Raw genomic sequence first — 22,814 nt, forward strand, 5'->3', positions numbered from 1 at the left:
GTTGTCTTTTTAAGCAGGTGCAAACTTATTAAATGATCCAGTTTGATTTGCGTGCACTTGAAAATTTCAAAATTCGAAATTTTCAGGCTAGCCTCAGGCATACCATCCCTGCCAGGCGATTTGTCTGGTTCAAATTGGGCTCATTCGAAGTATAAGCATACATCTTCATTCGCCCGCTTTGAACTTGCCTACCGAGTAGGAAGGGCTGGCATACCTGAGACTTTTTCAGCAAGCCCTAATTAAATGAATAATACGCTGTAGCTGAAACAGAAATGTTTTTCTACAGCGTATTTTTTAAACCAACTAGCAAAAAAACTGCCATACATAGCATCGCAGAAACATAAACGCGCTCCTCATTCCGGTTCATATTGAAAAGTTCAGAAAAATTTAATCATTCTGATAATCAAAAAGATAAGATTTTCCTTTTATTAATTATTCTTAAATTCCTTTAGGAAAATGGTTATGTACTTTTTATTTTTCTAACTTATTGCTAACTAATAGTAACTAAAATTTCATTGTTTATGCCTAGAGCTAAATCCGATAACGACCGCAAAATTTTTGTGCTGGATACCTCAGTCATCTTATATGCACATAATTCAATCATGAACTTTGCAGAACATGATGTGGTCATTCCAATTACTGTATTGGAAGAGCTCGACCATTTCAAAAAGGGAAACGATACCAAAAACTTTGAAGCCAGAGAATTTATACGCCTTTTGGACAATCTTGCTAAAGACAACATGATTCACAACTGGACTCCTTTGAACGGTAAAACAAAAGGAAATTTCAGGGTGCTTATGAATCCCGATAATAATATCAATGCCAATATCATTTTTGGGGAAGAGAAAAATGACCATAAAATCCTTAATGCTGCCCTGCATTTAAAACAGACAGAAAAAAACAGAAGAGTTATCCTTGTTTCCAAGGACATCAACTTAAGACTAAAGGCTAAATCTTTAGATATACATGCAGAAGATTATGAAACAGGGAAAATCAAGAACATCAATGAACTTGAAAATACCGGTAAATTTATCCTGGACAACATTGATCCCCTTGTTATCAACAAATTGTATGAAAACCATTCCATTGAATCAAAGCATGTTTTAGGTACCCGTAAAAGGAAAGCCAATGCTTATTATATCTTAAAAAGTGAGAAAAACTCTGTTTTGGCCTATTATAATGCTGAGGATAATACCATGGAAAGGGTAGACAAAAAGTTGGCCTATAATATTAAACCAAAAAATGCGGAACAAACTTTTGCCCTTCACGCCATCTTAAACCCTAGAATAAAATTGGTTTCCGTTCAGGGCGTAGCAGGAACCGGAAAAACACTATTGGCACTCGCCGGTGCTTTGGAACAAAGAAGAGATTTCAAGCAAATCTATCTGGCAAGGCCCATTGTCCCATTGAGTAACAAAGATATTGGCTATCTCCCAGGTGATATCAAATCTAAGCTCAATCCTTATATGGAACCTCTTTGGGACAATTTAAAATTTATCCAAAACCAGTTTAAAGAGTCAGACAAAGAGTATCAAAAAATCTCTGAATTGGTCAATCAGGAAAAACTGGTAATTCAGCCTCTGGCATACATTCGTGGCCGCTCTTTGTCCAATATATTCTTCATTGTGGATGAAGCACAAAACCTGACCCCTCACGAAGTCAAAACCATTATCAGCAGAGCTGGGGAAAATACAAAGATTGTTTTTACAGGAGACATCTTCCAAATAGACACCCCTTACCTTGACAGCCAAAGTAATGGCCTATCTTATCTCATCGATAGAGTCAAGGACCATCCGCTTTATGCACACATCAAACTGGAGAAAGGAGAAAGGTCCGAACTGGCCAATCTAGCAAACGATCTTCTGTAATTATAAACTATTTTTATTCATCCGATAGAAAATTTTAAATTTCTATCGGATTTTTATTTTTTATTTTTGCAACTTCTTTCAGCCGGTCCCGTATCTTCTCTAAAATTAATCTCAAAACAGGACTTAAAATTTATTTAGTAGATACTTGAAAATTTAGAAATCATGAAAACCAATGTGTTGAAAATTACGATGTTGCTTTTAGCATTTGTTCTGGTAGGAAATGCCTATGCAAACAAAAAATCTGACATGAACCCTTATGATGAGGTTTTACCTGAAATTGTACTTGAAATCCAAGAAATTGAAAAAAATCCAACTGTTACCCTCATCAATAAATATGGTGAAGTTATAGCCCAATTTTATGGTGATAAATCAATGCTTAAAACCAAATTCTCCGAAACTTTGGGAAAATCTACCTTCATACTAAAACATGAGGATCACCATTTCTATCTGGTCGATTAAAAAATAATCAACCGTTAGATAGCTTGATTTAGAATAAAATCGGTAGGATATTTTGATATTCTACCGATTTTTTATTTTTATTCTGAACCAACGCAACCTTTTTTGAGTTTAAATCATCTGATTTAGTGTGTCAAAATTAAAAACAAACTGTACGTAAACGAACAATGGAACAACAATTATATTTATTATCTATCTGTTATTCAATTACTTACAATTTTGGACTGGATTTTGGCATATCATAAGAAATGGAAGTATTGAACAAAACAAAATAAAATAAAAAAATGAAACCAACTATTATTTTAACTCAAAAAAATGTCTGTGCCTTTTTAGGCTTAATTATGGCATTGACAATCTTATGGAGCGCTAACGCTGAAGCTAAAGTTGACACCATCAACGAGGTAATTCCAATGGAATTGAAGGAAATTCATGAAGTTTCCGAAGAAGCAATACTTTTTTTTGAAATAGATATGGAGGAAGTCAAAGAACAGCCTACCATCACTTTCATCAATAAGTATGGAGTAATTGTCGCCGAATTTTATGGTGATAAATCAACATTGAAAAACAAGTTCAAAGAAAGTATCGAAAAAGGAAAATTCATCACCGCATTTGGCAAGCATGAATTCTACCTTATGTAAGAAAGTTTAGTTGATTGTTTGGTTTTAAAGTAAGAAAAAAGGTGAGTTTTACTCACCTTTTTTCTTGATCAACTTTCTGTAATGGTATTCAGTTTAGCAAGGAAGCTGTTATAATACTGCCTTCCTACCTGGACCACTGCCCCTGACATCAGGTTTATATCTTTTGTACTAAAGCTCTCTATCTGACCCAGTTGCACAATAAAGGACTTCTGCACACGAAGGAAAAGATGAGAAGGTAACTTTTCTTCCATATCCTTCATGGATTTCCTAATGGTGTAATTTCTGTTTTTGGTAAAAATGGTTACCATATTCCCATTTGCCTCCACATAATAAATGTCCGTGTAAGGAACACGCTCGTAAGCATTGTCGGCTTTGATAAAAACAGCATCAGTTACCAAGTATGGGCTATCATCTTTGGATTTCGTGGCTACAGCCTCCATAGTAGGCTTGGTTCTTTTGTTGTAAAGAACAATCTCTACTATGGCATGGATATCATTGGTATTAAATGGCTTCACAATAAATCCTGCAGGGTTGATTCTTTTGGCCCTTTCGATAATGGTCGGATCACTGTAAGAAGTAACATACACCAAAGGAACTTCAATCATCTGCTTGATGATCTCACCCAACTCGATCCCATCTTTATCCCCTTTTAGCTTGATGTCCATGAATACCAAATCAGGCTTATACTTTTTGATGACTTTGATGGCCTGATTAGCCGAATTGGCTATATCAATGTTAACATACCCTAAAAGTTCTAAAATCTCCTCAATATTCTCCGCAATGTTAACATCGTCCTCAACGATTAAAATTCTTTCCTCTTTCATAGATTCTTTTTGGAAAATAAAATCATTTAAAATCCAGCGTGTTTATTTTGTACATGCCTATTTACAAAATTTAACTTTTACAATCAAATAAATGCATTTTATTTTTTACCGCTTTTCGATCCTTTCCTTACAAACTCATCATATCCTTGAACCTCGCAGCCTGCCTACGACTTACTTCTATCCTGTCCCCCCCCTTTAGTGTCACCACCAAACCTCCATTAAACCAAGGCTCTATGGCTTCTACCCAACTCAAATTGATGATGTGTTTTCTACTTGCCCTGAAAAATGATTTTTCATCAAGCCTCTCATCCAATGCATTCAAGGATTTATGAATCATAGGCTTATTATTATCAAAATATACCTTGATATAATTACCATCGGATTCAAAAAGCCTGACATTAGACAGTTTTACAAACCAGCAACGGTCACCATCCTTGACGAAAACCTGATCATCCAGTCCTAATTTATTACCTTGTAAGGCTGATGTAGCACTTTCATGCTTGGCAGCAGATTCACTCAGCTTTTTTTGTAATCTCTCTATGGCCTCTCCCAAGCGCTTTTGCTCCACAGGCTTTAGCAGGTAATCCAATGCATTCACTTGAAAAGCCTTAAGGGCATATTCATCATAGGCAGTGGTAAATATTACATGGGGTACATTGTCCAGTTCTTCTAAAAGATCAAACCCTGTTTTTTCCGGCATTTGAATATCCAAAAAGACAACATCAGGAGAGAGTGCCTCTATTTTCTCTTTTGCATCATCTACATTATTGGCTTCACCAATCACTTCAACTTGGTCAAATTGGGAAAGAAGGTTGATCAGCTCTTTTCTGGCTAATCTTTCATCATCAATTACAAGTGCTCTCATTTTATCGTAATTTTAACCTAAGGTAAGGCTTTGTTTTGGAATTTTTATCTCAGTAATGACAAAATCACCTCCTTCATTATAGATCCTAAAGGAAGCCCTGTTGCCATAAATCAGTTTCAAACGTTGAATCGTATTGCTCACTCCATGCCCTTCACCATCTCTTTTCTTATTGAATGCATTGGGCTTTAACTGGCCACTGTTTTTTACCTGTATGACAAGGTCATCTGTGATACCTTCATAGCACTTGACCTCGATCACACCACCTTTCAACCTGTTGGAAATACCATGTTTGATTGCATTTTCTACAATGGTCTGAAGCATCATGGGAGGAACTTTAAAGTCAAAAGCAGCAGGTTCTATATCATACCTTACCGTTAGCCTTTCTTCAAATCGGATAGACTCCAAGTTCAGGTAATCCTTTACGGTATTGATTTCGTTTTCAAAATCAATGGTCCTCTTTTTATCCATCATCAGGGAAAATCTCAATATATTGGATAACTGGGTGATGGCCAGTTTTGCCTTCTTGGGATCTTCATCTACCAAGGCCCTAACAGAATTCAGAGCGTTGAAAATAAAATGTGGATTCAGCTGACTTTTTAAATGATTCAATTGAATTTCATTGATCATGGCCTGATATTTCAAACTCTGGTTATAATTATCCAAAAAATGGAAAAGGAAATACAACATTGACCAAAGCGAATAAAAAAGAAAGCTGACAAAAATATTGACAGAAATTACCAAGGGTCGGAAATCAACCTCTGGATCTAAGGTGTCAAAAATAAGGTTAATGATAATCTGCGAAATCATGTTCAACACGCTCAGCACCGTTAATGCAAGAAGGGTGTTGACCAAAAGTCTATTGAAGCTAAGGTTTAACCATCCATATTTCTTGACAATATTTCGAAAAAAATGGGTAGATATTAAATAAAATGCTGAAAGCGATGTAAAAGCACCAACCTGCACAGGTGACAGCCCCCTATCCAAGGACACGAAAAATAAGTTGATCAAGGCAAAACTCGACCAACCCAGTACCTGCAAACTCCAATATAAACGTATCCTGTTCATGGCTAACCTCAAATATAATCAACCGCTACGAACACCTCCTATATATTTTACAGCAGGGCGATATATCAGCAATGATAGGTTAATCAAGCCTACTGGCCTAATTCCATTTTAAGAAATTTGGCGGTATGGCTGCTCTTATGGTCCATGACTTTTTCCGGTGTGCCCTCCACCACAATCTGACCTCCCTGGTCTCCTCCCTCTGGACCTAAATCAATGATATGGTCCGCCACCTTGATAATATCCAAATTGTGCTCGATAATCAAGACTGTGTTCCCTTTATCTACCAACCTATTCAAGACATCAAGCAGGTGCTCAATATCCTTAAAGTGTAAGCCAGTGGAAGGCTCATCCAAAATATAGAATGTTTTACCAGTATCTTTTTTTGAAAGCTCGGTGGCCAGCTTAACCCTTTGGGCTTCCCCCCCTGATAAAGTAGTGGCATGCTGACCTAAGGTAATGTAACCCAAACCTACATCATTCAAAGTCTTTATCTTTCTTAAAATTTTGGGTTGATGCTCAAAAAAATCTACAGCCTGCTCCACTGTCATATCCAAAACATCAGATATGGATTTACCCTTGAACCTTACTTCCAAAGTCTCTCTGTTATAACGCTTCCCTTTACAGGTCTCACAAGGAATATGCACATCTGGCAAAAAATCCATCTCTATAAGCTTCATGCCTGCTCCCTCACAATCTTCACATCTGCCTCCTTTTACATTGAAACTGAATCGCCCGGCTTTATATCCTCTGATTTTTGCTTCAGGGAGTTCAGTAAATAGGGCTCTGATGTCGGTGAAAACGCCTGTGTAGGTAGCTGGGTTTGATCTAGGTGTTCTGCCAATAGGAGATTGGTCTACCTCGATCACTTTGTCTAAATACTCCAACCCATTTATTTCCTTATAAGCAAGGGGCTCCTTCTTGGAGCGATAAAAATGTTGGTTGAGCAGTGGAAACAAAGTCTCATGAATCAGTGAGCTTTTCCCTGAACCAGAAACTCCTGTAACACAAATCATTTTTCCCAAGGGTAGCTCAAGGTCAATATTTTTTAGATTGTGACCAGCAGCTCCCCACAAAGCCAAGATATTACCGGAACCATTTCTCCTCTTCTCAGGAACCTTGATTTTCAATCTTCCAGAAAGGTATTGCGCCGTGGTGCTGCCCTTTTTGAGAATTTCCTTAGGTGTTCCTGCAGCCACAATTTGGCCGCCATGCCGTCCGGCTCCAGGCCCAATATCAACCACATAATCGGCTTCCATCATCATGTCCTTATCATGCTCCACTACCAAGACAGAATTTCCCAAATCCCTTAAATCCTGTAAAGCCTTGATTAATTTAACATTGTCTCTTTGATGTAACCCAATACTTGGCTCATCCAAAATATAAAGTACACCTACCAATTGGGTGCCTATCTGAGTAGCCAAACGAATGCGCTGGGCTTCTCCCCCTGACAGCGTTCTCAAAGGTCTGTTGAGTGACAGATAATCCAACCCTATATCCAGCAAAAAACCAATACGCTTGCGGATTTCCTTTAACACCTCACGGGCGATAACTTGTTGTCTATCGGATAACCTTTCTTCAAGATCCTTAAACCACACCCCTAGGGTATTGATATCCATCATGGCCAAATGCCCAATGTGTTTTTCATCAATTTTGAAGTGAAGTGCTTCTTTTTTTAACCGGAAACCCTCACAATCCGGACAAGTTTTGGTGGTCGTAAATTCGCTGATCCAATCCTGGATTTTATCTGAACTTCCCTCCTGCTGTTTTTGAAGAAAGTTGATGATGCCCTCAAAAGTAGTATGCCACTGTGTTCCCGGATATTTTACAGAATCCACAGCCACTTCTACTTTGTCCCCATATAACAACACATTGACCACTTCTTCCGGTAATTTGGCAATAGGGGTACTGATGCTACATTTATAATGCTTTAGAATTGCCTCAATTTTTTTGAATATCCAAATATCCCTGTACTCTCCCAATGGGGCAATTCCACCTCTCGTGATACTCAGGTTCGGATCTGGAATGATGTTTTCTTTGGTAATTTCTTCTATCACACCCAATCCATTACAACTGGGGCATGCCCCATAGGGACTATTAAAGGAAAAAGTGTTCGGTGCTGGTTCATCGTAAGAAAGTCCAGTGCTGGGATCCATGAGGTATTTCGAAAAATGGTGAATATTTCCTTCTTCATCTCTCAACATGATTATTCCCTTACCGTGATGAAGAGCTGTTTTCAAAGATTGACTTATCCTGTACCGGTCTTCTTCATCCGCAATAATTCTGTCTACTACAATCTCGATATCGTGGATTTTATACCGGTCCACCTGCATTTTGGGAACTACTTCCATAACTACTCCGTCTACCCTGATTTTGGAAAACCCCATTTTCCGGACCTGCTCAAACAGCTCTCGGTAATGTCCTTTCCTTCCTTTAACTACTGGGGCGAGGATGTACAACTTTTCTCCTTTGAATTTATCGAAAAGCTGCTCAATGATCTGATCTTCCGTTTGCCTTATCATTTTGTGGCCGCTCAGGTAAGAATATGCTTCTCCTGCCCTGGCAAAAAGCAAACGCATGAAATCATAAATTTCAGTCACAGTACCGACGGTGGACCTAGGATTTTTTGAGGTCGTCTTTTGTTCTATAGAAATTACCGGAGACAGCCCGTTGATTTTATCCACATCAGGCCTTTCCATCCCGCCTAAAAAAGAACGGGCATAAGCCGAAAAACTCTCCATATACCGGCGCTGGCCTTCCGCATAAATGGTATCAAAAGCCAGCGAACTCTTCCCACTACCACTGAGACCTGTAATTACTACAAGTTTATTCCTAGGTATTACGAGATCAATATTTTTCAGGTTATGTTCTCTGGCCCCAAAAATTTCAATCAACTCTTCTTTTTTCTCAACTGACAGCTCTGACATGGAGGAGGTTTGCATTTCTTAAGCCTGCAAAAATATGAATTTAACTGAGGGAATCCTAAGTGGTTTCCAGCTTTAAAACCACAAAAGAGGGGCAAAGTTTTGAAATAAAAGTTTATTCCTGGTTTTTACTTTGCCTTCTCTCTTCCCTTCTTTCTTTTCTGCTTAATTGTTCCTCTTGCTTGGGTTGATCGGACTTTATACCCCCAATAAGCGATATAGCCCCTGACTTTTGTCCAGTGCTTAACCCATGTCGCTCTTGTTCTTTAACCTTCAGCTTTTCCAGGTCCTCTCCAGTCAGTGTGGACTTTAAACCAGAAAAAATAAGTTGCCACCAATAGGCAAACATGGACTTATTCGTGTCCCGAATGTAATAAACAGATCCATCTACCACTTCCCCATTTTTTTTAGGGTTATTGGACTTAATGATCAGCTTATTTGCTAAAAATGAACCTATTCTTCTAAAAAAATTATTATCCACGTCAAGGTCAGCATTTAACAAAACCACCTCCAGATCCTCATACAACACTGTTAACTTGCCAGTCCCATCAAAATCATTACCCAAAATATCAAATTTAACACTGTTTACCTTTCCTGACTCGATACTGACATGGGCCTGTGGCTTAATCATAGGGTCCAAAAGCCTCAAATCCATTTTTTCTAGAGAGCCTTTGAGTGTGAAGTCACCCTTTTCACTTTCCAAGTCATATTGTGCTAATAAATTGATCAGACCTTGACCCATCAACAAGCCTTCACCCTCTAGTCGCAACAGTTTATTTTCTCCCCTTCTTTCCACATAATTTGAAATATTGATGACATGGGCATTCAAATCAGAAATGTACAACATCCCTGACCTGGGAGATTGGTTATTGGGCCTTTCTTCGATCAGAATATACCCATTTCTGATAAAGCTATGGTCCACATGAATGACCTGTCTTAGGTTGGAAAAAAGCGCTTGGATCATTTGCGGCCTTTTATCCTTATTCTCAGGCTTTCTTTTATCCACAAATATTTCCACCCTAGGATCAAAGGTAAAAATAGTATCTATCTCGATGATGCCCCTTCCCAAAAAGTCCCCAAAATGAAAGCCTCTTATCTCCATCTGGGCACTGTCTATCTTTGTCCAAGATTGCCTTTCGGGGAATTGTGATGTATAGGTATATTTTCCCTGTTTATTGAGCAATGCGATATAGCCAAAGTTCATCTTCCTTAACTCTGTATCCATTACAATTTCTTTGACCAGGGCATATTGCCTAAACCTGTCAAAATGGAAGGCCGCTTCTCCAATACTTCCTGAAACATTATCCACATGAAACAAGGCCTGGGGATTTTCAATATCCTCCTTAGTTAGTTTAAATCCTTGGACCTGTAAATACATGTCTTTCAGCTGAACCCTCACCGAATCATGAAGATTATTGTATAATTCAATAGAAAGATTCTCCAAATCAAAATTATTGACAGCAATCAATTCATAATCCTTGCCTTTGGTTTGGGAGGGAGGCCGACGGGAAGAGGAGCGAGCCTGTAATGAATCCAGTGGCGGACTGAATGAAACCAGTTTGATTTGGTCGATTTTAGCAGAATCTACCAAAATGGAGTTTTTCAAGAGATAATTAGTCCACTTGAATCCTGTAATGTCTAATTCGTCTATCGAAAGATCCACCTTTACAAACTCATCACCTAATCCCACAGAAGGGCTTACTTTGATATCCCGGATTTTAAGATAAGTGCCCGAATAATTATAATTCAAATGGATATCCCCAAAACTCACTTGATGATCACCAAAAAGATTTGTTCTTGTGATTAAGCTGGAAACAATCCTGTCTGCATTCGCACTGAGATAAAGATTCATCAAATAGGGAACACCCTTCAAAAGAAGCAGGAAAAATAAAATCGCTCCGACTAACCAAAATAAAAGTTTTTTCATACCCCTCGGTTTAGAGGGAATTAATATCTAAAAAAATAAGGACTTTTTAATCTGATAATCAGGTATTTTTAATCAAATAGGAAGTTTGATGAAATATTCCTTGTTCTTGCCCACAGAAAGCTTCGTAGACCGTAGCCAAGGATTATGGGTTTTCACTTCCTTATAACTGCTATTGTGACGTAAGGCCCATTGTGCCAAACTTGGAATAGATTGCATTACTTTAAGCTCCCTGAACATAGGTTCCTGGTAGTAATCTTTCTTTTCTAGTTCAAAACCATACTTCTCCGGATTCTCAAAAATCACCTTGAATGCCAAAATCCGGAAAATATACCTGCTGGTCTCATCATTCAGAAAAAGGTCATAATATTGCTGAAACTTCTGCTCATCTTTCCTTCTTTTCAGACCAGCAACTCCCATGTTATAACTCGCTGCAACAGAAGTCCAATTACCAAAATTGGCATAGGCTGACTTAATGTATTTACATGCAGCTATGGTAGACTTTTCCAGATGGTAGCGTTCGTCCACATCATTGTTTACCTCAAGTCCGTACTCTTTAGCAGTAGCCGGCATTAATTGCCAAAAACCCCTTGCCCCAGCAGGAGAAACTACATTCATAAAGCCTGACTCAGCTGCTACCAAATATTTGAAATCATCTGGTATATTTTGCTCCCTAAGAATTTTCTCTATCGTAGGAAGGTATTTGGCAGACCTTTTCATCATAAGAATCATATTGGACTGCCAATAGGCATTGACATATATCTCACGTTCGAATCGTTCGAACACGTCTGATTTCTGTAAAGGCACCTGCTCTCCGGCAAATGTAATTTTATCAGGAATTTCAAAAATCCTTACTTTGGGATCAGGCAACATCAACTGCACCCGATCGCCTTCAGCGGAGGCAACAAACACTTGGTCAGTTAATGTCACTTTATGATGATTCCATAAAAAAGTCACCGCACCAAAAAGTACGACGATTAAGCCATAGAGGATAAATAGGTGGTATCTTCTCAATTTTAATAATTTGGTGTCAATAAATATTTACTGTAGAACTCATCGATGACCTTCACTGCCTCTGTGGCATCATCCACCACATAGAAAAGATCCAAGTCTTCTTCATTGATATAAGCATGCTGTTCTAGTAAGGTGCTTTTGATCCAATCCAAAAGACCTCCCCAAAACTCTTTGCCAACAAGAACAATAGGAAATCTCCCTATTTTGATGGTTTGTATCAGTGTCAAAGCCTCAAAAAGCTCATCCAAAGTCCCAAAACCTCCCGGTAAAACCACGAAGCCCTGAGAGTATTTGGTAAACATTACTTTTCTAACGAAAAAATAGTCAAAACTTATCAATTTATCAGGATCAATGTAAATGTTTCCTTTTGCCTCAAATGGCAATTTGATACATAGGCCCACAGATTTTCCATTCTCAGAATTAGCTCCTTTGTTAGCTGCTTCCATAATGCCAGGACCTCCTCCTGTAATGACACCATAACCATGCCTGACAAGTTTGGCCGAAATTTCTTCTGCCATTATATAATGCGGGTGATTTTCTGGTGTCCTGGCCGAACCAAATAAAGAAACACAGGGGCCTATTTTGCCCAGTTTCTCAAATCCTTCTACAAACTCTGATATTACTTTAAAGATTACCCAAGAATCGGTGCTTTTGATTTCATTCCAATCTCTCTCCTTGAAAGCCTTCCTGATTTTCTCTTCTCTCTTGTGTTCAAAATTGTCAAACCTACTGCTCATAGCTAAAATGGATTAAATGAAAAGATTTTCTGCCTAAAAATACTTTTTAAGCGCGCAAAGATAAAACAATAACGAGCCAAATGGAAAAGTGGTTGGGAATAAATCCTAAGCGGAATTTTTAAAGACAATCGGACTTTACCTATTGTTTTGATTATGAACTCTTTTTACCTTCGCAGGCTTTTATTTCAGGAGTATGAATCTTCAAGAAAAATACCAAGAGGTCAGAAGGGTTTTTGATGACTTGGATGTGGAAATTAAGGCCTTTATCGAGGCCAGTAAGTTATCCTGTATTCCAGGATGTGGTTTTTGTTGTTCCAATCCAAAAGTGAGTGCTTCTGTATTGGAATTTCTACCCTTGGCATTTGACTTGTACGAAAAAGGAAAAGCTGAAAAGGCTTTAGAACTCCTTGAAGAAAAAGGAGACGGTGGTTACTGTATCCTTTACAAATCCATGTCCCATGACAATGCTTTAGGGTTTTGTTCGGATTATAACAATAGGGGAATGATCTGTAGGCTTTTTGGATCTGCTTCCAGAAAGAATAAGGAAGGCAAAAAGGAAATCATTACCTGCAAAAAAATCAAAGAGGGTAAAAAAGGTTTATATGATGAAGCATCCAAAGCCGTCAACGTGGATATGACCATCCCCTCCAGCAGCGGAGCTTATACCCAATTGTACAATATTGATTTTCAGTTAACCGCTGATCAAATGCCCATCAATCAGGCCATAAAAAAAGCCATAGAGGCTGTTTTAAGCTTTAAATATTACAGCGAAAACCAAGAACCTGAGATTCCTGAAAGTTTTTGATGCCAGCTTTTTAACGTATATTAGGCTTATTATTCACCAAAACTTAGGTTTTTTATGTTCAATGTCTCAGAAATTATCCAAACCATCAAGCAACTGATTGATGTGAGGGTTCAAATGATCAAGGAGGAAATCAACGAGCAGATAGCTGGTGTCATGGCCAGAATTTTTTTGTTGCTGTTGATGGCCACTGTCTCTGTGATGATTATCCTATTTTTTAGCTTTTCTCTTGCCTTTTATCTGGGTGAATTGATGTATTCACCCTACAAGGGGTTCTTGTATGTCGGACTGCTTTATCTTTTGGTTTTTATATTGATGTATTTCCTAAAGGATGCTAAAGGGATTGTCAATTCCTTTCAGCAGTTCCTGAAAATGTTTGTTTTTGGAAGAAAAAAAGAAGATTGAAACCATGAGCGATACTTTGAAAAAGAAAGCAGAAGAGCTGGAGCAAACCCTGGAAATGCAATTATCTTTGGTCAAAAAAGAATCTGAAGATTGGGTAAAAGTAGGTGGGGCAGTACTTGCTGGAGGTGCTTTGGCTTTTTTAGCTGTAAGACTTCTTGGGGGTAAAAAAAACAAAAAAACTGAAAAAGTACTTCAGGTCTTAGAAAGGGAAGGACTTTTGGATGAAGAGATAACGGAAAAACTAACCAAGAAATCTGAACCTGGCTTTTTGGGAAGGTTGGCGGCAGTCGTTCTTCCAATCGCGATACAATATGGCCAAGAACAGTTCATGAAAAAATTAAAAGAGGAAGATTCCAATTCGGGTGAAAATGAAGGGTGAAGTTGCTTCTGGAATTCAAACCATTTACAAGTCCGGACAAAAGGGACTGGCTTGGTTGATTGATCCAGATGATTGGGATGAATTACTTCCTGAAAAACTAAAAGAAATTCAAGACTTAAAAGTTGATTTTATTTTTATAGGCGGGAGCCTCATTCAACAAGATAATGTCACTGAACTGATAAAAATGATAAGGGAAAATGTACCACATCTTCCAATTGTCATTTTCCCTGGCAATGCACTACAATTCTCCCCCAATGCAGACGCTTTACTCTTTCTTTCCTTAATATCAGGCAGAAACCCTGATCTGTTGATTGGTCAACACGTAGCCGTAGCCCCCCTTATTGAAAAAAGCAATATTGAAGTGTTACCGACGGGGTACCTATTAATCGATGGGGGAAAAAGAACCAGTGTTCATTACATGAGTCAGACCATTCCCCTACCCAACCACAGTCCGGAACTTACTGTAGCCACCGCCTTGGCAGGTTATTATCTAGGACTTAAATATTTTTATTTGGATGCAGGCTCAGGAGCTGCAGAACCAGTAAATCCCAAAATCATAAAAGCCATGAAAAAGCGAATTGCTGCACCACTTTTGGTAGGGGGAGGCTTGAATAATATAGAAAAAATTCGACAAGCCTATTTGGCCGGAGCAGACATTGTAGTTATTGGAAATGGAGCAGAAAAATCAATCAAACTGTTAAAAGAAGTTTCAGACTTTTTAGAGTCCATTAGGGTATTATCCAATTAAAATGGCTAAAACTTCAGGTTTTAGCCATTTTGATCTATCATTTTTCAAATGATCAACATTAAAATTCCCCGCCAAAGGTTCCTTTCTATTATTTTTTTATCTATAAAAGCGGCCTAAACTGCTTCAAAAACCTGACATCGTTCTCCGTGAAGAGCCGCAGGTCTTTGATTTGGTATTTCAACATGGCAATTCTCTCAATACCCATTCCAAAAGCAAAACCTGTAAATTTCTTGGAATCAATACCACAGTTTTCCAATACGTTTGGATCTACCATTCCAGAGCCTCCAATTTCTACCCAGCCTGTTCCCTTACAAACATTACAGCCCTTACCTCCGCAAAGTTGACAACTGATATCGATTTCTGCACTAGGCTCTGTAAATGGGAAAAATGAAGGTCTGAACCTTACTTTAGTCTCTTTGCCAAACATCTCCTTAGCAAAGTGATAGAGCGTATTCTTAAGATCAGCAAATCCTACGTTCTCATCCACGTACAATCCTTCCACTTGATGGAAAATACAATGAGCACGGGCCGAAATGGCCTCATTTCTATAAACTCTTCCAGGAGAAAGGGTACGAATAGGTGGCTTTTGTGTTTCCATAACCCTCACCTGTACAGAGGAAGTATGCGTCCTTAGGGCGATATCCGGATTTTTTTCAATGAAAAAAGTATCCTGCATCTCTCTAGCGGGATGGTTTTCAGGGAAATTCAAAGCGGTAAAGTTATGCCAGTCATCCTCAATTTCCGGACCTTCTGAAAGATTGAAACCTATTCTTTCGAATATTTCAATGATACGCTGACGGGCTGCCGTTAAGGGATGTATCCCCCCTACTGCAATATTGCTGGGAGGAAGCGTCAAATCCAAATCCATGGATTTCTCCTTTTTGGAAGAGGCATTGACCTTCTCAATTAAATTTTGGAATTTGGCTTCTGCCAATTGTTTGACGTCATTTACCAGTTGCCCATAAGCCTTTTTTTCTTCATTGGGAATATTTCTCATTTCGGCAAAAAGCTCCCCTACAACACTTTTTTTACTGATAAATTTCATCCTGTAGGCCTCAAGTTCATCCTGATTGCCTGCATCGGCTGCGGCTATGGCGGACTTGATCGCTTCTATTTTTTCCTGATGCATGTGCTTTTTAATTTTTCAGAAGCACAAATCTAAAACAATTGACGGTAAATCTCCTTTTTTCAGGCACCCAAAAATCAAAGATAAGACCCCTAAAGTCATGAATAAATGAAAACCACCAAGTTTAATCATCTTGGTGGTCAATTATACTTTCTTATTTTTAATTCCTTTTTTTTCAATTCTACCAGGTTCTTCCTCCCCCGCCCCAAGGTCTTCCCATTTGAGGTCCACCCTGATTGGACTGCTGCTGCTTGAAGTTTCCGATGATATAGGTGAAAGAGACCAACCCATATCTAGTCAGCACTCTTGTAAAGGTATCTTCTATGGTTACATCATTCACAGTCCTTCCAATGGCATTGTTCTGATTGAGCAAATCAAAAACAATAAATTTCAATTCTCCCTTATTTTCTTTCAAGAACCTGTATCCAGCTTCAATATTCCATAACCATACGGATTGGTCTAAATCAGCAGAAAGTCCCCGATATAGCATATTGTTTACTGTATTCGAAACAAATAGCTTTCCATTATTGGGAGAATAATAAAACCGGATATTAGAATTTTGGATGTAGAAGTTATTACTCAGATTAGTCTGTAAACTGGAGTTTACAATCGTATAAGTTCCGGTGGTAGAAAGGGTGAAATCTACATCCTTACTGATATTACTGGTCAGGGTAAGTCCTTGGCTCAAGTCAATATTGTCATTGAAATTTTTCTGGTCATTGATCAGGCCAGGTGTTCTGTTAAAAGCTACACTTGAATTCATATTGAATTGGGATTTCAGCTTTTTAATAGGGCTACCATAGGTCATGAACAACCTTGACCTAAATTGGCCTGATAAATTTTCCGGCCTGCTGATCTGAGCACCTGGCCTCAAAAGCACCTCTCCATTGATCAGTGAATCGGTCTGTGTTAAAAAGGTGCTATTTCCAATGAAATTTTCTGTCACAGACAAAAACAGGAAGGAAAAGAATGTCTTGTTTTTCTCTAAATTGATCTTTGAAAAATTGGTGAAAACTGAGTGGGAAAATGCCTGCTTCAAATCTGGATTACCCACTACTAACTGTAGTGGATTTTGGTTATTGATCACATTTTGCAATTGATTAACAGATGGCTCTTGCGTATTTGTTCTATACCTTAACCTGAAAGAGGTACCTTTTTCCCTATTTCGGTATGAGGCATTCATGCCGGGAAGAAAGTTGCTAAAAGTTTGGTTAAAAGTCCGCTCCAAAGGAAACAGCGCTTCATTGTTCTGCACAGCATATTGATAATCTAAATTGGTATTGATATTCCAATTTTTCAAGTTATAACTGTAACCAACACTCGGCCTTTGAATGGTAAAAGTATTATCAAACACGTTACTCAGGGCCGTATCCAAAACCATAATGCCTAATTCAGGTATCTTACTAAAGGTTTGCTGGTCAGCTGAGGTCTTATTGTTTCCCACCTGATATGAAGCCGTCAATAATGATTTTTCTGTAACAGGCTCTGTAAACTGAACAGTAGCCCTATAATTAAATCCATCTGAAAGACCAAAAGTCTCTTGATTGATTGTATCTCTAATATCTCTTATAAAATCCCTGTTCGCAGCAATCAATTCAGACAATTGATCCCTTTTATTCCAGGAGGTAAAGACTGTAGTGGATATGGTCCTGCCTTGTTTGCCTAATTTATACCTGTATACCAAATTATTCGAGATGTTGTAACCTTCTGTATTGGCATCAGAAATCGTTCTTGTACTACTTAAGGGATTCAGCACCCCCGACAAGTTGAGACCATCTCTGTCATTAAAGGTGGTATTGTTCTGGAAATTGATAGAAGGAGTAATGATCAATGCATTTTTCTCATCAATATCATATTCTATCCTACCATTGATCCTGTGGTTGTTGTTTTTAATATTGTTCAGTAAACTTTCTTCATAAAATTGTCTATTAGTCTCAGAAAGAATAATTTCTCTGTTGGTCAACCTGAAAAGGTTATTGTTGGTGGAATTAAAGAAATAGCTGGCTGTAAAATTCATTTTTTCACCAAACTTATCACTGTAGTTCAAGCCCACACTATTGGTGGTGATGATACCTTGGTCTTGCCCAACCAGGAAGTTATTATTGCCGCCGCCCCCGGGTCTACCTCCACCGCCAAAACCACCTCTTCCTCCTCCTTGTCCACCAGTTACGCCAACAAGGTCTTGTGAGGAGAAATTTTGCTGATTGATGTTATTGAATAATCCAATAATGGATATCCTTTTATTCCCTTTAAAATAATTGAAATTTCCTCCGGCAGCATACCTATCCTGTGTACCACCGCCTGCGTATATCCTACCAAACTGACCGCTTCTCCTATCTGGACGTGTCACAATATTGATGGTCCTGGAATAATTACCATCATCAAAGCCTGTCAACCTAGACTGATCAGACCTTTGATCCAAAATTTCTACTCGATCAACCACATCTGCGGGTAAGTTTCTTAAGGCCAGAAAAGGATCATTCCCAAAGAATTCTCTTCCGTCTACCAATACGCGCTGTACCTGTTCCCCTTTAGCTTGTATTTCGCCGTTTTGTATGGTAACCCCAGGTATTTTTCTTACCAAATCTTCCGCATCTGCATTTTCCCTTGTCTTAAATGCGTTGGCATTAAAAGAAGTGGTATCACCCTTAACCTCACCAACGGGAATCTGGCCTTCTATGATCACCTCACCAAGTAGCTTGCTGTCTTCAATTAAAACCAAAGTCCCTAGATCCAAAGCATCACCTCGGTTATGGGTTATCGTTATTTTTTGATATCCCAAAAAAATGATTTCCAATTTGACACTGGGAATCAAAGGCCTGCGGATTTCAAAACTTCCATCCACCCCTGTTACAGTTGATACCAACAAAGAATCTGTTACCGTCTTCAATAAGACATTGGCCCCAATCATGCCCTCTTTGGCTTCACCTTCTATCACCCGGCCTTTCAGGAAAATATCCTGGTTTCTCCAATCACCCCTTTGTGCTTGTAAGTCAGAGGTGTAGGCAAATAAAAATGTAAATAAAAGTAAATTTAAAGCTACTGCTTTCATGGTTTTAAGTTTAATAATCTCTCTTTAGACAGCGCGATTTACTAAAAAGTTTAATCTCAGTGGGGTGAAAGTTTTGAATGGGTGTTTTCAAATATGAATGGTAAAAATTCAGGGTAAACCTAAAAAAATATTTTTAAAGGAATTGAAAGCAAAAACTGCTTTATTAATCCATCAAATTGCTGTCCTTAAATGCATTTTTTTAACGGAATAATAAAGCAGTCAAAATTGGCAGTTTATACCTTTGGTACAATATCCACTTTGATGGAAAGTTCCTTCAATTGCTCTTCTGCAATGGTGCTTGGAGAATCAATCATCACATCCCTGCCGGAGTTATTTTTCGGGAATGCGATATAATCTCTGATTGAATCAGACCCACCAAAAATGGCACAAAGCCTGTCAAACCCAAATGCAATTCCACCATGAGGAGGTGCACCATATTCAAAGGCCTCCATCAAGAATCCAAATTGTTTTTGTGCTTCCTCGTCGGTAAAGCCCAAATGCTTGAACATCAATTGTTGAGTTAATCGATCGTGAATCCTAATAGATCCTCCTCCGAGCTCAACACCATTAACGACCAAATCATAAGCATTTGCTCTGACCGCACCTGGGTCTGTTTCCAATAATGGGATATCCTCTTTTTTAGGTGAGGTAAAAGGGTGATGCATGGCATGGAATCGCTGTGTTTCCTCGTCCCATTCCAATAATGGGAAGTCTACCACCCAAAGAGGTTTGAAAACAGACCTGTCTCTTAAACCAAGTTCTTCTCCCATTTTTAAACGGAGTTCGGACATCTGCTTCCTGGTAGATTTTTCTTCCCCACTCAAAACAAGTAAAAGGTCTCCAGGAACTGCACCCAATTTTTCAGCCCATTCCTTGAGATCCTCATTGGAATAAAACTTATCTACAGAAGACTTGAACGTGCCGTCTGCATTGCATTTTACATAAACAAGTCCTTTTGCACCAATTTGAGGTCGCTTTACCCAATTGGTCAACTCATCCAGCTGTTTCCTTGTGTATTCGCCAGCCCCTTTGGCACAAATCCCAACTATTAGCTCTGCTTGGTCAAAAATCGCAAAACCCTTGCCTTGGGCCAGGTCATTGAGTTCTGCAAAACGCATATCAAATCTTAGGTCAGGCTTGTCATTGCCATAAAGACGCATGGCATCCGCATAAGTCATTCTTTTTACTTCCTCTAATTCAATTCCTTTAACTTCTCTGAATAAATGCTTGACCAAACCTTCAAAAGTATGTAAAATATCCTCCTGACTCACAAAAGACATTTCACAGTCAATCTGGGTAAACTCAGGTTGACGGTCAGCTCTTAAATCTTCATCCCGGAAGCATTTTACAATTTGGAAATAACGGTCAAAACCGCTCACCATCAACAACTGCTTGAAAGTTTGAGGGGATTGGGGAAGCGCATAAAACTCTCCGGGATTGACCCTACTTGGCACCACAAAATCCCTGGCCCCTTCTGGAGTGGATTTGATCAAAACAGGTGTCTCTACTTCAATAAAGTCTTGGGCATCCATATACTTACGGGTCTCCTGCATCATCCTGTGCCTGAGCTGAAGCTTCTGCCTGACGTTGTTTCTTCTTAGGTCAAGATACCTGTATTTCATGCGGAGGTCATCACCTCCATCAGTTTCATCTTCTATAATGAATGGAGGAACTTTAGCTGGATTCAAGACTTCCAAACTCTCCACCTTTATCTCTATGTCTCCAGTTGGAATTTTATCATTTTTGGAAGTTCGTTCCAAAACTTTCCCTTGAGCCTGAACAACAAACTCTCTGCCTAAGGAGGCTGCTTTTTCCAACAAGCTGTTATCAGTAGAACCTTCCTCAAAAATCAACTGGGTCACGCCATACCTGTCTCTTAAATCTACCCAAATCAACCCTCCTTTATTCCTGACCCTTTGGACCCAACCCGCCAGACTTACCTCCTGGCCAGTATTTTCGATTCTTAATTCTCCGCAAGTATGTGTTCTTAGCATGATCTAATAAGCTTGTATTTTTTTGAGTGGACAAAGATAAACAAAGCTTTGGGAGTATGCTATTTCCATGAATGGGAATCCGCAAAAACTTCAACAATTGGTAAAAACTATCAACAATAGCTATGATGTTAACAAAAAAAGATGGCAATAACTTTAAAATTCCAAATCAGTAAGTACCTTTTTGCATCCAATTCTTTTCGATGAATCCTTTTTAAAATGTTAAAATTCCTAGATTAACTGGGAAAAATTTGGAATTTGACCGGAATTTAAATTTCTTTGGTCATTCGCTTGCCAACCCAAAAAGCAGACCGGAAAATGAATAAAAAATGGATCAGTGCCAGTGCCATAATTTTTGCATTGGCTGGCGGGTTTTATTTGCTGGGAAATAACCTTGCTGTTAGCTCTGAAGTAGAAGAAGAAATCGTCCTGGAAGAAGAAGAGTTTGAAGAAAATCTGTTGTATGGAATAAACATCGACGAATTGGATGTAATTGAAGGTATAGTGGGCAAAAACCAGACGCTTTCGACTATCCTGGCCCCTTTCAATGTCCCTTATCAAATCATCGATGAGATTGCCAGAAAATCCAAGGAGGTTTTTGATGTCAGAAGGATAGCCTTCAATAAGAAGTTTATTGTCATGACACCTAAGGATTCTTCTCAGGCGCAGTTTTTTATTTATGAACCCAATCCTGCAGAATATGTGGTCTTTAACCTTGAGGAGGTCCAGATTTACAAAGAAGAGAAACCAGTAGAAATTCAAAGAGTTGAATTTGGGGGGCTGATTACAAAAAGCCTTTATCAAGACATGATGGAGTTAGGAGCTTCTCATGAATTGATCAATAAGTTTGCTGATTTGTATGGCTGGAATGTTGATTTCCAGAGAATCCCAAAAGGAGATAAATTCAAGGTGATTTACAGGGAAAAAGTGATAGATGGAGTGACTGTTGGATTTGATGGAATTGAGACAGCCTTCTACGAGCATAAAGGTCAAGCATATCATGCCATCCCTTTTGAACAAAATGGAGAGGTTAGTTTCTTTGACCAGGAAGGAAACAGCTTTAAGAAAGAGTTTCTCCGTGATCCAGTGGAATTTACAAGAATTAGTAGCCGGTACAGCCTCAACAGGTTTCACCCAGTTCAAAAAAGATACAAACCACATTTAGGCACAGATTATGCAGCTCCGACGGGCACAGAAATCAGAACCATTGGAGATGGAACGGTAGTTGAAGCCAGATTTACCAGCGCTAATGGAAATTATGTAAAAATCAAGCACAACGGTACCTATACCACCCAATACCTACACATGTCTAAAATTGCCAGTGGGATTAAACCTGGAGAGCGGGTAAAACAAGGACAAGTGATTGGTTATGTGGGAAGCACAGGTTTGGCAACTGGTCCACACTTATGTTTCAGGTTCTGGAAAAATGGCAAACAAGTGGATTGGTTACAAGAAGAAATTCCACCTTCTGACCCAATTCTCACTGAAAATTTGCTTGCTTTTGAAAAAGTAAAGATCGAAAAAATGCAGCAAATTTCTGCTATTCCTTACACTAAGAATAGAGGTAAATTACTGGCTGATAAATAAAAAATGCCACTCAAAGGGCTTAAGGGTACAAAACTTTTAATTTGAATTGCTTAGAAATAATTTCTCCTTAAAAGGTATTTTCTTGAATCAAAAGAGGCTGTTTCATAAATAGGGACAGCCTCTTTTTTATTTGGGCAGTTATCTGAATCAAATTTCATATAGCCATATCTCAGGGCCTCCATTTGACTTATGATACAACCTCTTTTTAATTAATGTTTACCTGTCATCAATGGCGGGGAAAATAATTTGCTGTTGTTTTTTGAGACTCCAATTAACTTGATCGCTCATCTTTAGGTTATGTAAAGGACCTTGATTTTGGATGTAAATAAAAAAGCTAGCTGGAAACCAGCTAGCCTTTAACAGTAAATCAAATAGACCGAATATTAAAAAATAAAGTTGTTGATGTAATGAA

19 protein-coding genes are annotated in these 22,814 nt (G+C 38.6%); 8 read left to right on the forward strand and 11 right to left on the reverse strand.

What is annotated here, in order from left to right:
* Positions 1–521: 521 nt before the first annotated feature.
* The 3 genes from B879_RS09985 (at position 522) to B879_RS09995 (ending at position 2,962) form a co-directional block, all read left to right on the forward strand.
* Positions 522–1,868: a PhoH family protein gene (locus tag B879_RS09985; RefSeq protein WP_009185053.1), complete on the forward strand. Its 1,347-nt coding sequence runs from the start codon at positions 522–524 to the stop codon at positions 1,866–1,868.
* A 162-nt stretch (positions 1,869–2,030) separates the two neighbouring features.
* Entirely contained in the window at positions 2,031–2,327 is a 297-nt protein-coding gene (locus B879_RS09990; protein ID WP_009185054.1) for a hypothetical protein, read from the forward strand.
* A gap of 338 nt (positions 2,328–2,665) precedes the next feature.
* Positions 2,666–2,962, forward strand: a complete 297-nt coding sequence (locus B879_RS09995) for a hypothetical protein (RefSeq protein WP_238542116.1) — start codon at positions 2,666–2,668, stop codon at positions 2,960–2,962.
* A gap of 68 nt (positions 2,963–3,030) precedes the next feature.
* Here B879_RS09995 and B879_RS10000 read toward each other — a convergent pair whose 3' ends face one another.
* From B879_RS10000 to B879_RS10030, 7 genes are all read right to left on the reverse strand, one after another.
* Complete coding sequence (locus tag B879_RS10000) at positions 3,031–3,786, reverse strand: LytR/AlgR family response regulator transcription factor (protein ID WP_009185056.1); 756 nt, start codon at positions 3,784–3,786, stop codon at positions 3,031–3,033.
* Positions 3,787–3,913: 127 nt separating this feature from the next.
* Positions 3,914–4,651 (reverse strand): LytR/AlgR family response regulator transcription factor, encoded by a 738-nt coding sequence (locus B879_RS10005; protein ID WP_009185057.1) that lies wholly within the window; start codon positions 4,649–4,651, stop codon positions 3,914–3,916.
* Positions 4,652–4,663: 12 nt separating this feature from the next.
* Positions 4,664–5,716 carry a sensor histidine kinase gene (locus B879_RS10010; RefSeq protein WP_009185058.1) on the reverse strand — a complete coding sequence of 351 codons (1,053 nt, stop codon included), beginning with the start codon at positions 5,714–5,716 and terminating at the stop codon, positions 4,664–4,666.
* 89 nt (positions 5,717–5,805) lie between these two features.
* Positions 5,806–8,640: an excinuclease ABC subunit UvrA gene (uvrA, locus tag B879_RS10015; protein WP_040400422.1), complete on the reverse strand. Its 2,835-nt coding sequence runs from the start codon at positions 8,638–8,640 to the stop codon at positions 5,806–5,808.
* A 112-nt stretch (positions 8,641–8,752) separates the two neighbouring features.
* The gene (locus tag B879_RS10020) at positions 8,753–10,564 is read right to left on the reverse strand and encodes a DUF748 domain-containing protein (RefSeq protein WP_009185060.1); all 1,812 of its coding nucleotides are present in this window, start codon (positions 10,562–10,564) and stop codon (positions 8,753–8,755) included.
* 72 nt (positions 10,565–10,636) lie between these two features.
* Complete coding sequence (locus B879_RS10025) at positions 10,637–11,575, reverse strand: lytic transglycosylase domain-containing protein (RefSeq protein ID WP_009185061.1); 939 nt, start codon at positions 11,573–11,575, stop codon at positions 10,637–10,639.
* A 2-nt stretch (positions 11,576–11,577) separates the two neighbouring features.
* Positions 11,578–12,312 carry an LOG family protein gene (locus B879_RS10030; RefSeq protein WP_009185062.1) on the reverse strand — a complete coding sequence of 245 codons (735 nt, stop codon included), beginning with the start codon at positions 12,310–12,312 and terminating at the stop codon, positions 11,578–11,580.
* 193 nt (positions 12,313–12,505) lie between these two features.
* Here B879_RS10030 and B879_RS10035 point away from each other — a divergent pair, with 193 nt between their 5' ends.
* Genes B879_RS10035 through B879_RS10050 form a run of 4 tightly spaced genes read left to right on the forward strand, consistent with a single transcriptional unit; the run spans position 12,506 to position 14,646 of the window.
* Positions 12,506–13,117 (forward strand): YkgJ family cysteine cluster protein, encoded by a 612-nt coding sequence (locus B879_RS10035; RefSeq protein ID WP_009185063.1) that lies wholly within the window; start codon positions 12,506–12,508, stop codon positions 13,115–13,117.
* Positions 13,118–13,171: 54 nt separating this feature from the next.
* Positions 13,172–13,519, forward strand: a complete 348-nt coding sequence (locus B879_RS10040; protein WP_009185064.1) for a phage holin family protein — start codon at positions 13,172–13,174, stop codon at positions 13,517–13,519.
* Positions 13,520–13,523: 4 nt separating this feature from the next.
* Positions 13,524–13,898, forward strand: a complete 375-nt coding sequence (locus tag B879_RS10045) for a hypothetical protein (protein WP_009185065.1) — start codon at positions 13,524–13,526, stop codon at positions 13,896–13,898.
* On the forward strand, positions 13,888–14,646 hold the full coding sequence (locus tag B879_RS10050; RefSeq protein WP_009185066.1) for a phosphoglycerol geranylgeranyltransferase: 759 nt from the start codon (positions 13,888–13,890) through the stop codon (positions 14,644–14,646). Before B879_RS10045 ends, B879_RS10050 begins: the two co-directional genes overlap by 11 nt.
* Positions 14,647–14,746: 100 nt before the next feature.
* On the opposite strand, the gene pheS is transcribed toward B879_RS10050, so the two are convergent.
* The 3 genes from pheS to aspS all read right to left on the reverse strand — a co-directional run bounded on the left by pheS (position 14,747) and on the right by aspS (position 20,818).
* A complete protein-coding gene (pheS, locus tag B879_RS10055; RefSeq protein ID WP_009185067.1) occupies positions 14,747–15,775 on the reverse strand; it encodes a phenylalanine--tRNA ligase subunit alpha in 1,029 nt (342 codons plus the stop codon).
* A gap of 178 nt (positions 15,776–15,953) precedes the next feature.
* Positions 15,954–18,824, reverse strand: coding sequence for an outer membrane beta-barrel protein (locus B879_RS10060; RefSeq protein ID WP_009185068.1), 2,871 nt, complete (start codon positions 18,822–18,824; stop codon positions 15,954–15,956).
* 233 nt (positions 18,825–19,057) lie between these two features.
* Positions 19,058–20,818 (reverse strand): aspartate--tRNA ligase, encoded by a 1,761-nt coding sequence (aspS, locus tag B879_RS10065; protein ID WP_009185069.1) that lies wholly within the window; start codon positions 20,816–20,818, stop codon positions 19,058–19,060.
* Positions 20,819–21,133: 315 nt separating this feature from the next.
* Between aspS and B879_RS10070 the strand changes: the two genes are divergently transcribed.
* Positions 21,134–22,402 carry a peptidoglycan DD-metalloendopeptidase family protein gene (locus tag B879_RS10070; RefSeq protein WP_040400424.1) on the forward strand — a complete coding sequence of 423 codons (1,269 nt, stop codon included), beginning with the start codon at positions 21,134–21,136 and terminating at the stop codon, positions 22,400–22,402.
* 216 nt (positions 22,403–22,618) lie between these two features.
* Here B879_RS10070 and B879_RS23190 read toward each other — a convergent pair.
* On the reverse strand, positions 22,619–22,814 hold a 196-nt coding region (locus B879_RS23190), incomplete at its 5' end, for a hypothetical protein (protein WP_040400421.1).

The organism is Cecembia lonarensis LW9, assembly GCF_000298295.1.
Lineage (GTDB): Bacteria > Bacteroidota > Bacteroidia > Cytophagales > Cyclobacteriaceae > Cecembia > Cecembia lonarensis.

Excerpts from the sequence above, each read along its gene's own strand:
- B879_RS09985 (WP_009185053.1), top strand. The coding sequence starts at position 522 with ATGCCTAGAGCTAAATCCGATAACGACCGCAAAATTTTTGTGCTGGAT.
- B879_RS09990 (WP_009185054.1), top strand. The coding sequence starts at position 2,031 with ATGAAAACCAATGTGTTGAAAATTACGATGTTGCTTTTAGCATTTGTT.
- B879_RS09995 (WP_238542116.1), top strand. The coding sequence starts at position 2,666 with ATGGCATTGACAATCTTATGGAGCGCTAACGCTGAAGCTAAAGTTGAC.
- B879_RS10000 (WP_009185056.1), bottom strand. The coding sequence starts at position 3,786 with ATGAAAGAGGAAAGAATTTTAATCGTTGAGGACGATGTTAACATTGCG.
- B879_RS10005 (WP_009185057.1), bottom strand. The coding sequence starts at position 4,651 with ATGAGAGCACTTGTAATTGATGATGAAAGATTAGCCAGAAAAGAGCTG.
- B879_RS10010 (WP_009185058.1), bottom strand. The coding sequence starts at position 5,716 with ATGAACAGGATACGTTTATATTGGAGTTTGCAGGTACTGGGTTGGTCG.
- uvrA (WP_040400422.1), bottom strand. The coding sequence starts at position 8,640 with ATGTCAGAGCTGTCAGTTGAGAAAAAAGAAGAGTTGATTGAAATTTTT.
- B879_RS10020 (WP_009185060.1), bottom strand. The coding sequence starts at position 10,564 with ATGAAAAAACTTTTATTTTGGTTAGTCGGAGCGATTTTATTTTTCCTG.
- B879_RS10030 (WP_009185062.1), bottom strand. The coding sequence starts at position 12,312 with ATGAGCAGTAGGTTTGACAATTTTGAACACAAGAGAGAAGAGAAAATC.
- B879_RS10035 (WP_009185063.1), top strand. The coding sequence starts at position 12,506 with ATGAATCTTCAAGAAAAATACCAAGAGGTCAGAAGGGTTTTTGATGAC.
- B879_RS10040 (WP_009185064.1), top strand. The coding sequence starts at position 13,172 with ATGTTCAATGTCTCAGAAATTATCCAAACCATCAAGCAACTGATTGAT.
- B879_RS10045 (WP_009185065.1), top strand. The coding sequence starts at position 13,524 with ATGAGCGATACTTTGAAAAAGAAAGCAGAAGAGCTGGAGCAAACCCTG.
- B879_RS10050 (WP_009185066.1), top strand. The coding sequence starts at position 13,888 with ATGAAGGGTGAAGTTGCTTCTGGAATTCAAACCATTTACAAGTCCGGA.
- pheS (WP_009185067.1), bottom strand. The coding sequence starts at position 15,775 with ATGCATCAGGAAAAAATAGAAGCGATCAAGTCCGCCATAGCCGCAGCC.
- B879_RS10060 (WP_009185068.1), bottom strand. The coding sequence starts at position 18,824 with ATGAAAGCAGTAGCTTTAAATTTACTTTTATTTACATTTTTATTTGCC.
- aspS (WP_009185069.1), bottom strand. The coding sequence starts at position 20,818 with ATGCTAAGAACACATACTTGCGGAGAATTAAGAATCGAAAATACTGGC.
- B879_RS10070 (WP_040400424.1), top strand. The coding sequence starts at position 21,134 with ATGAATAAAAAATGGATCAGTGCCAGTGCCATAATTTTTGCATTGGCT.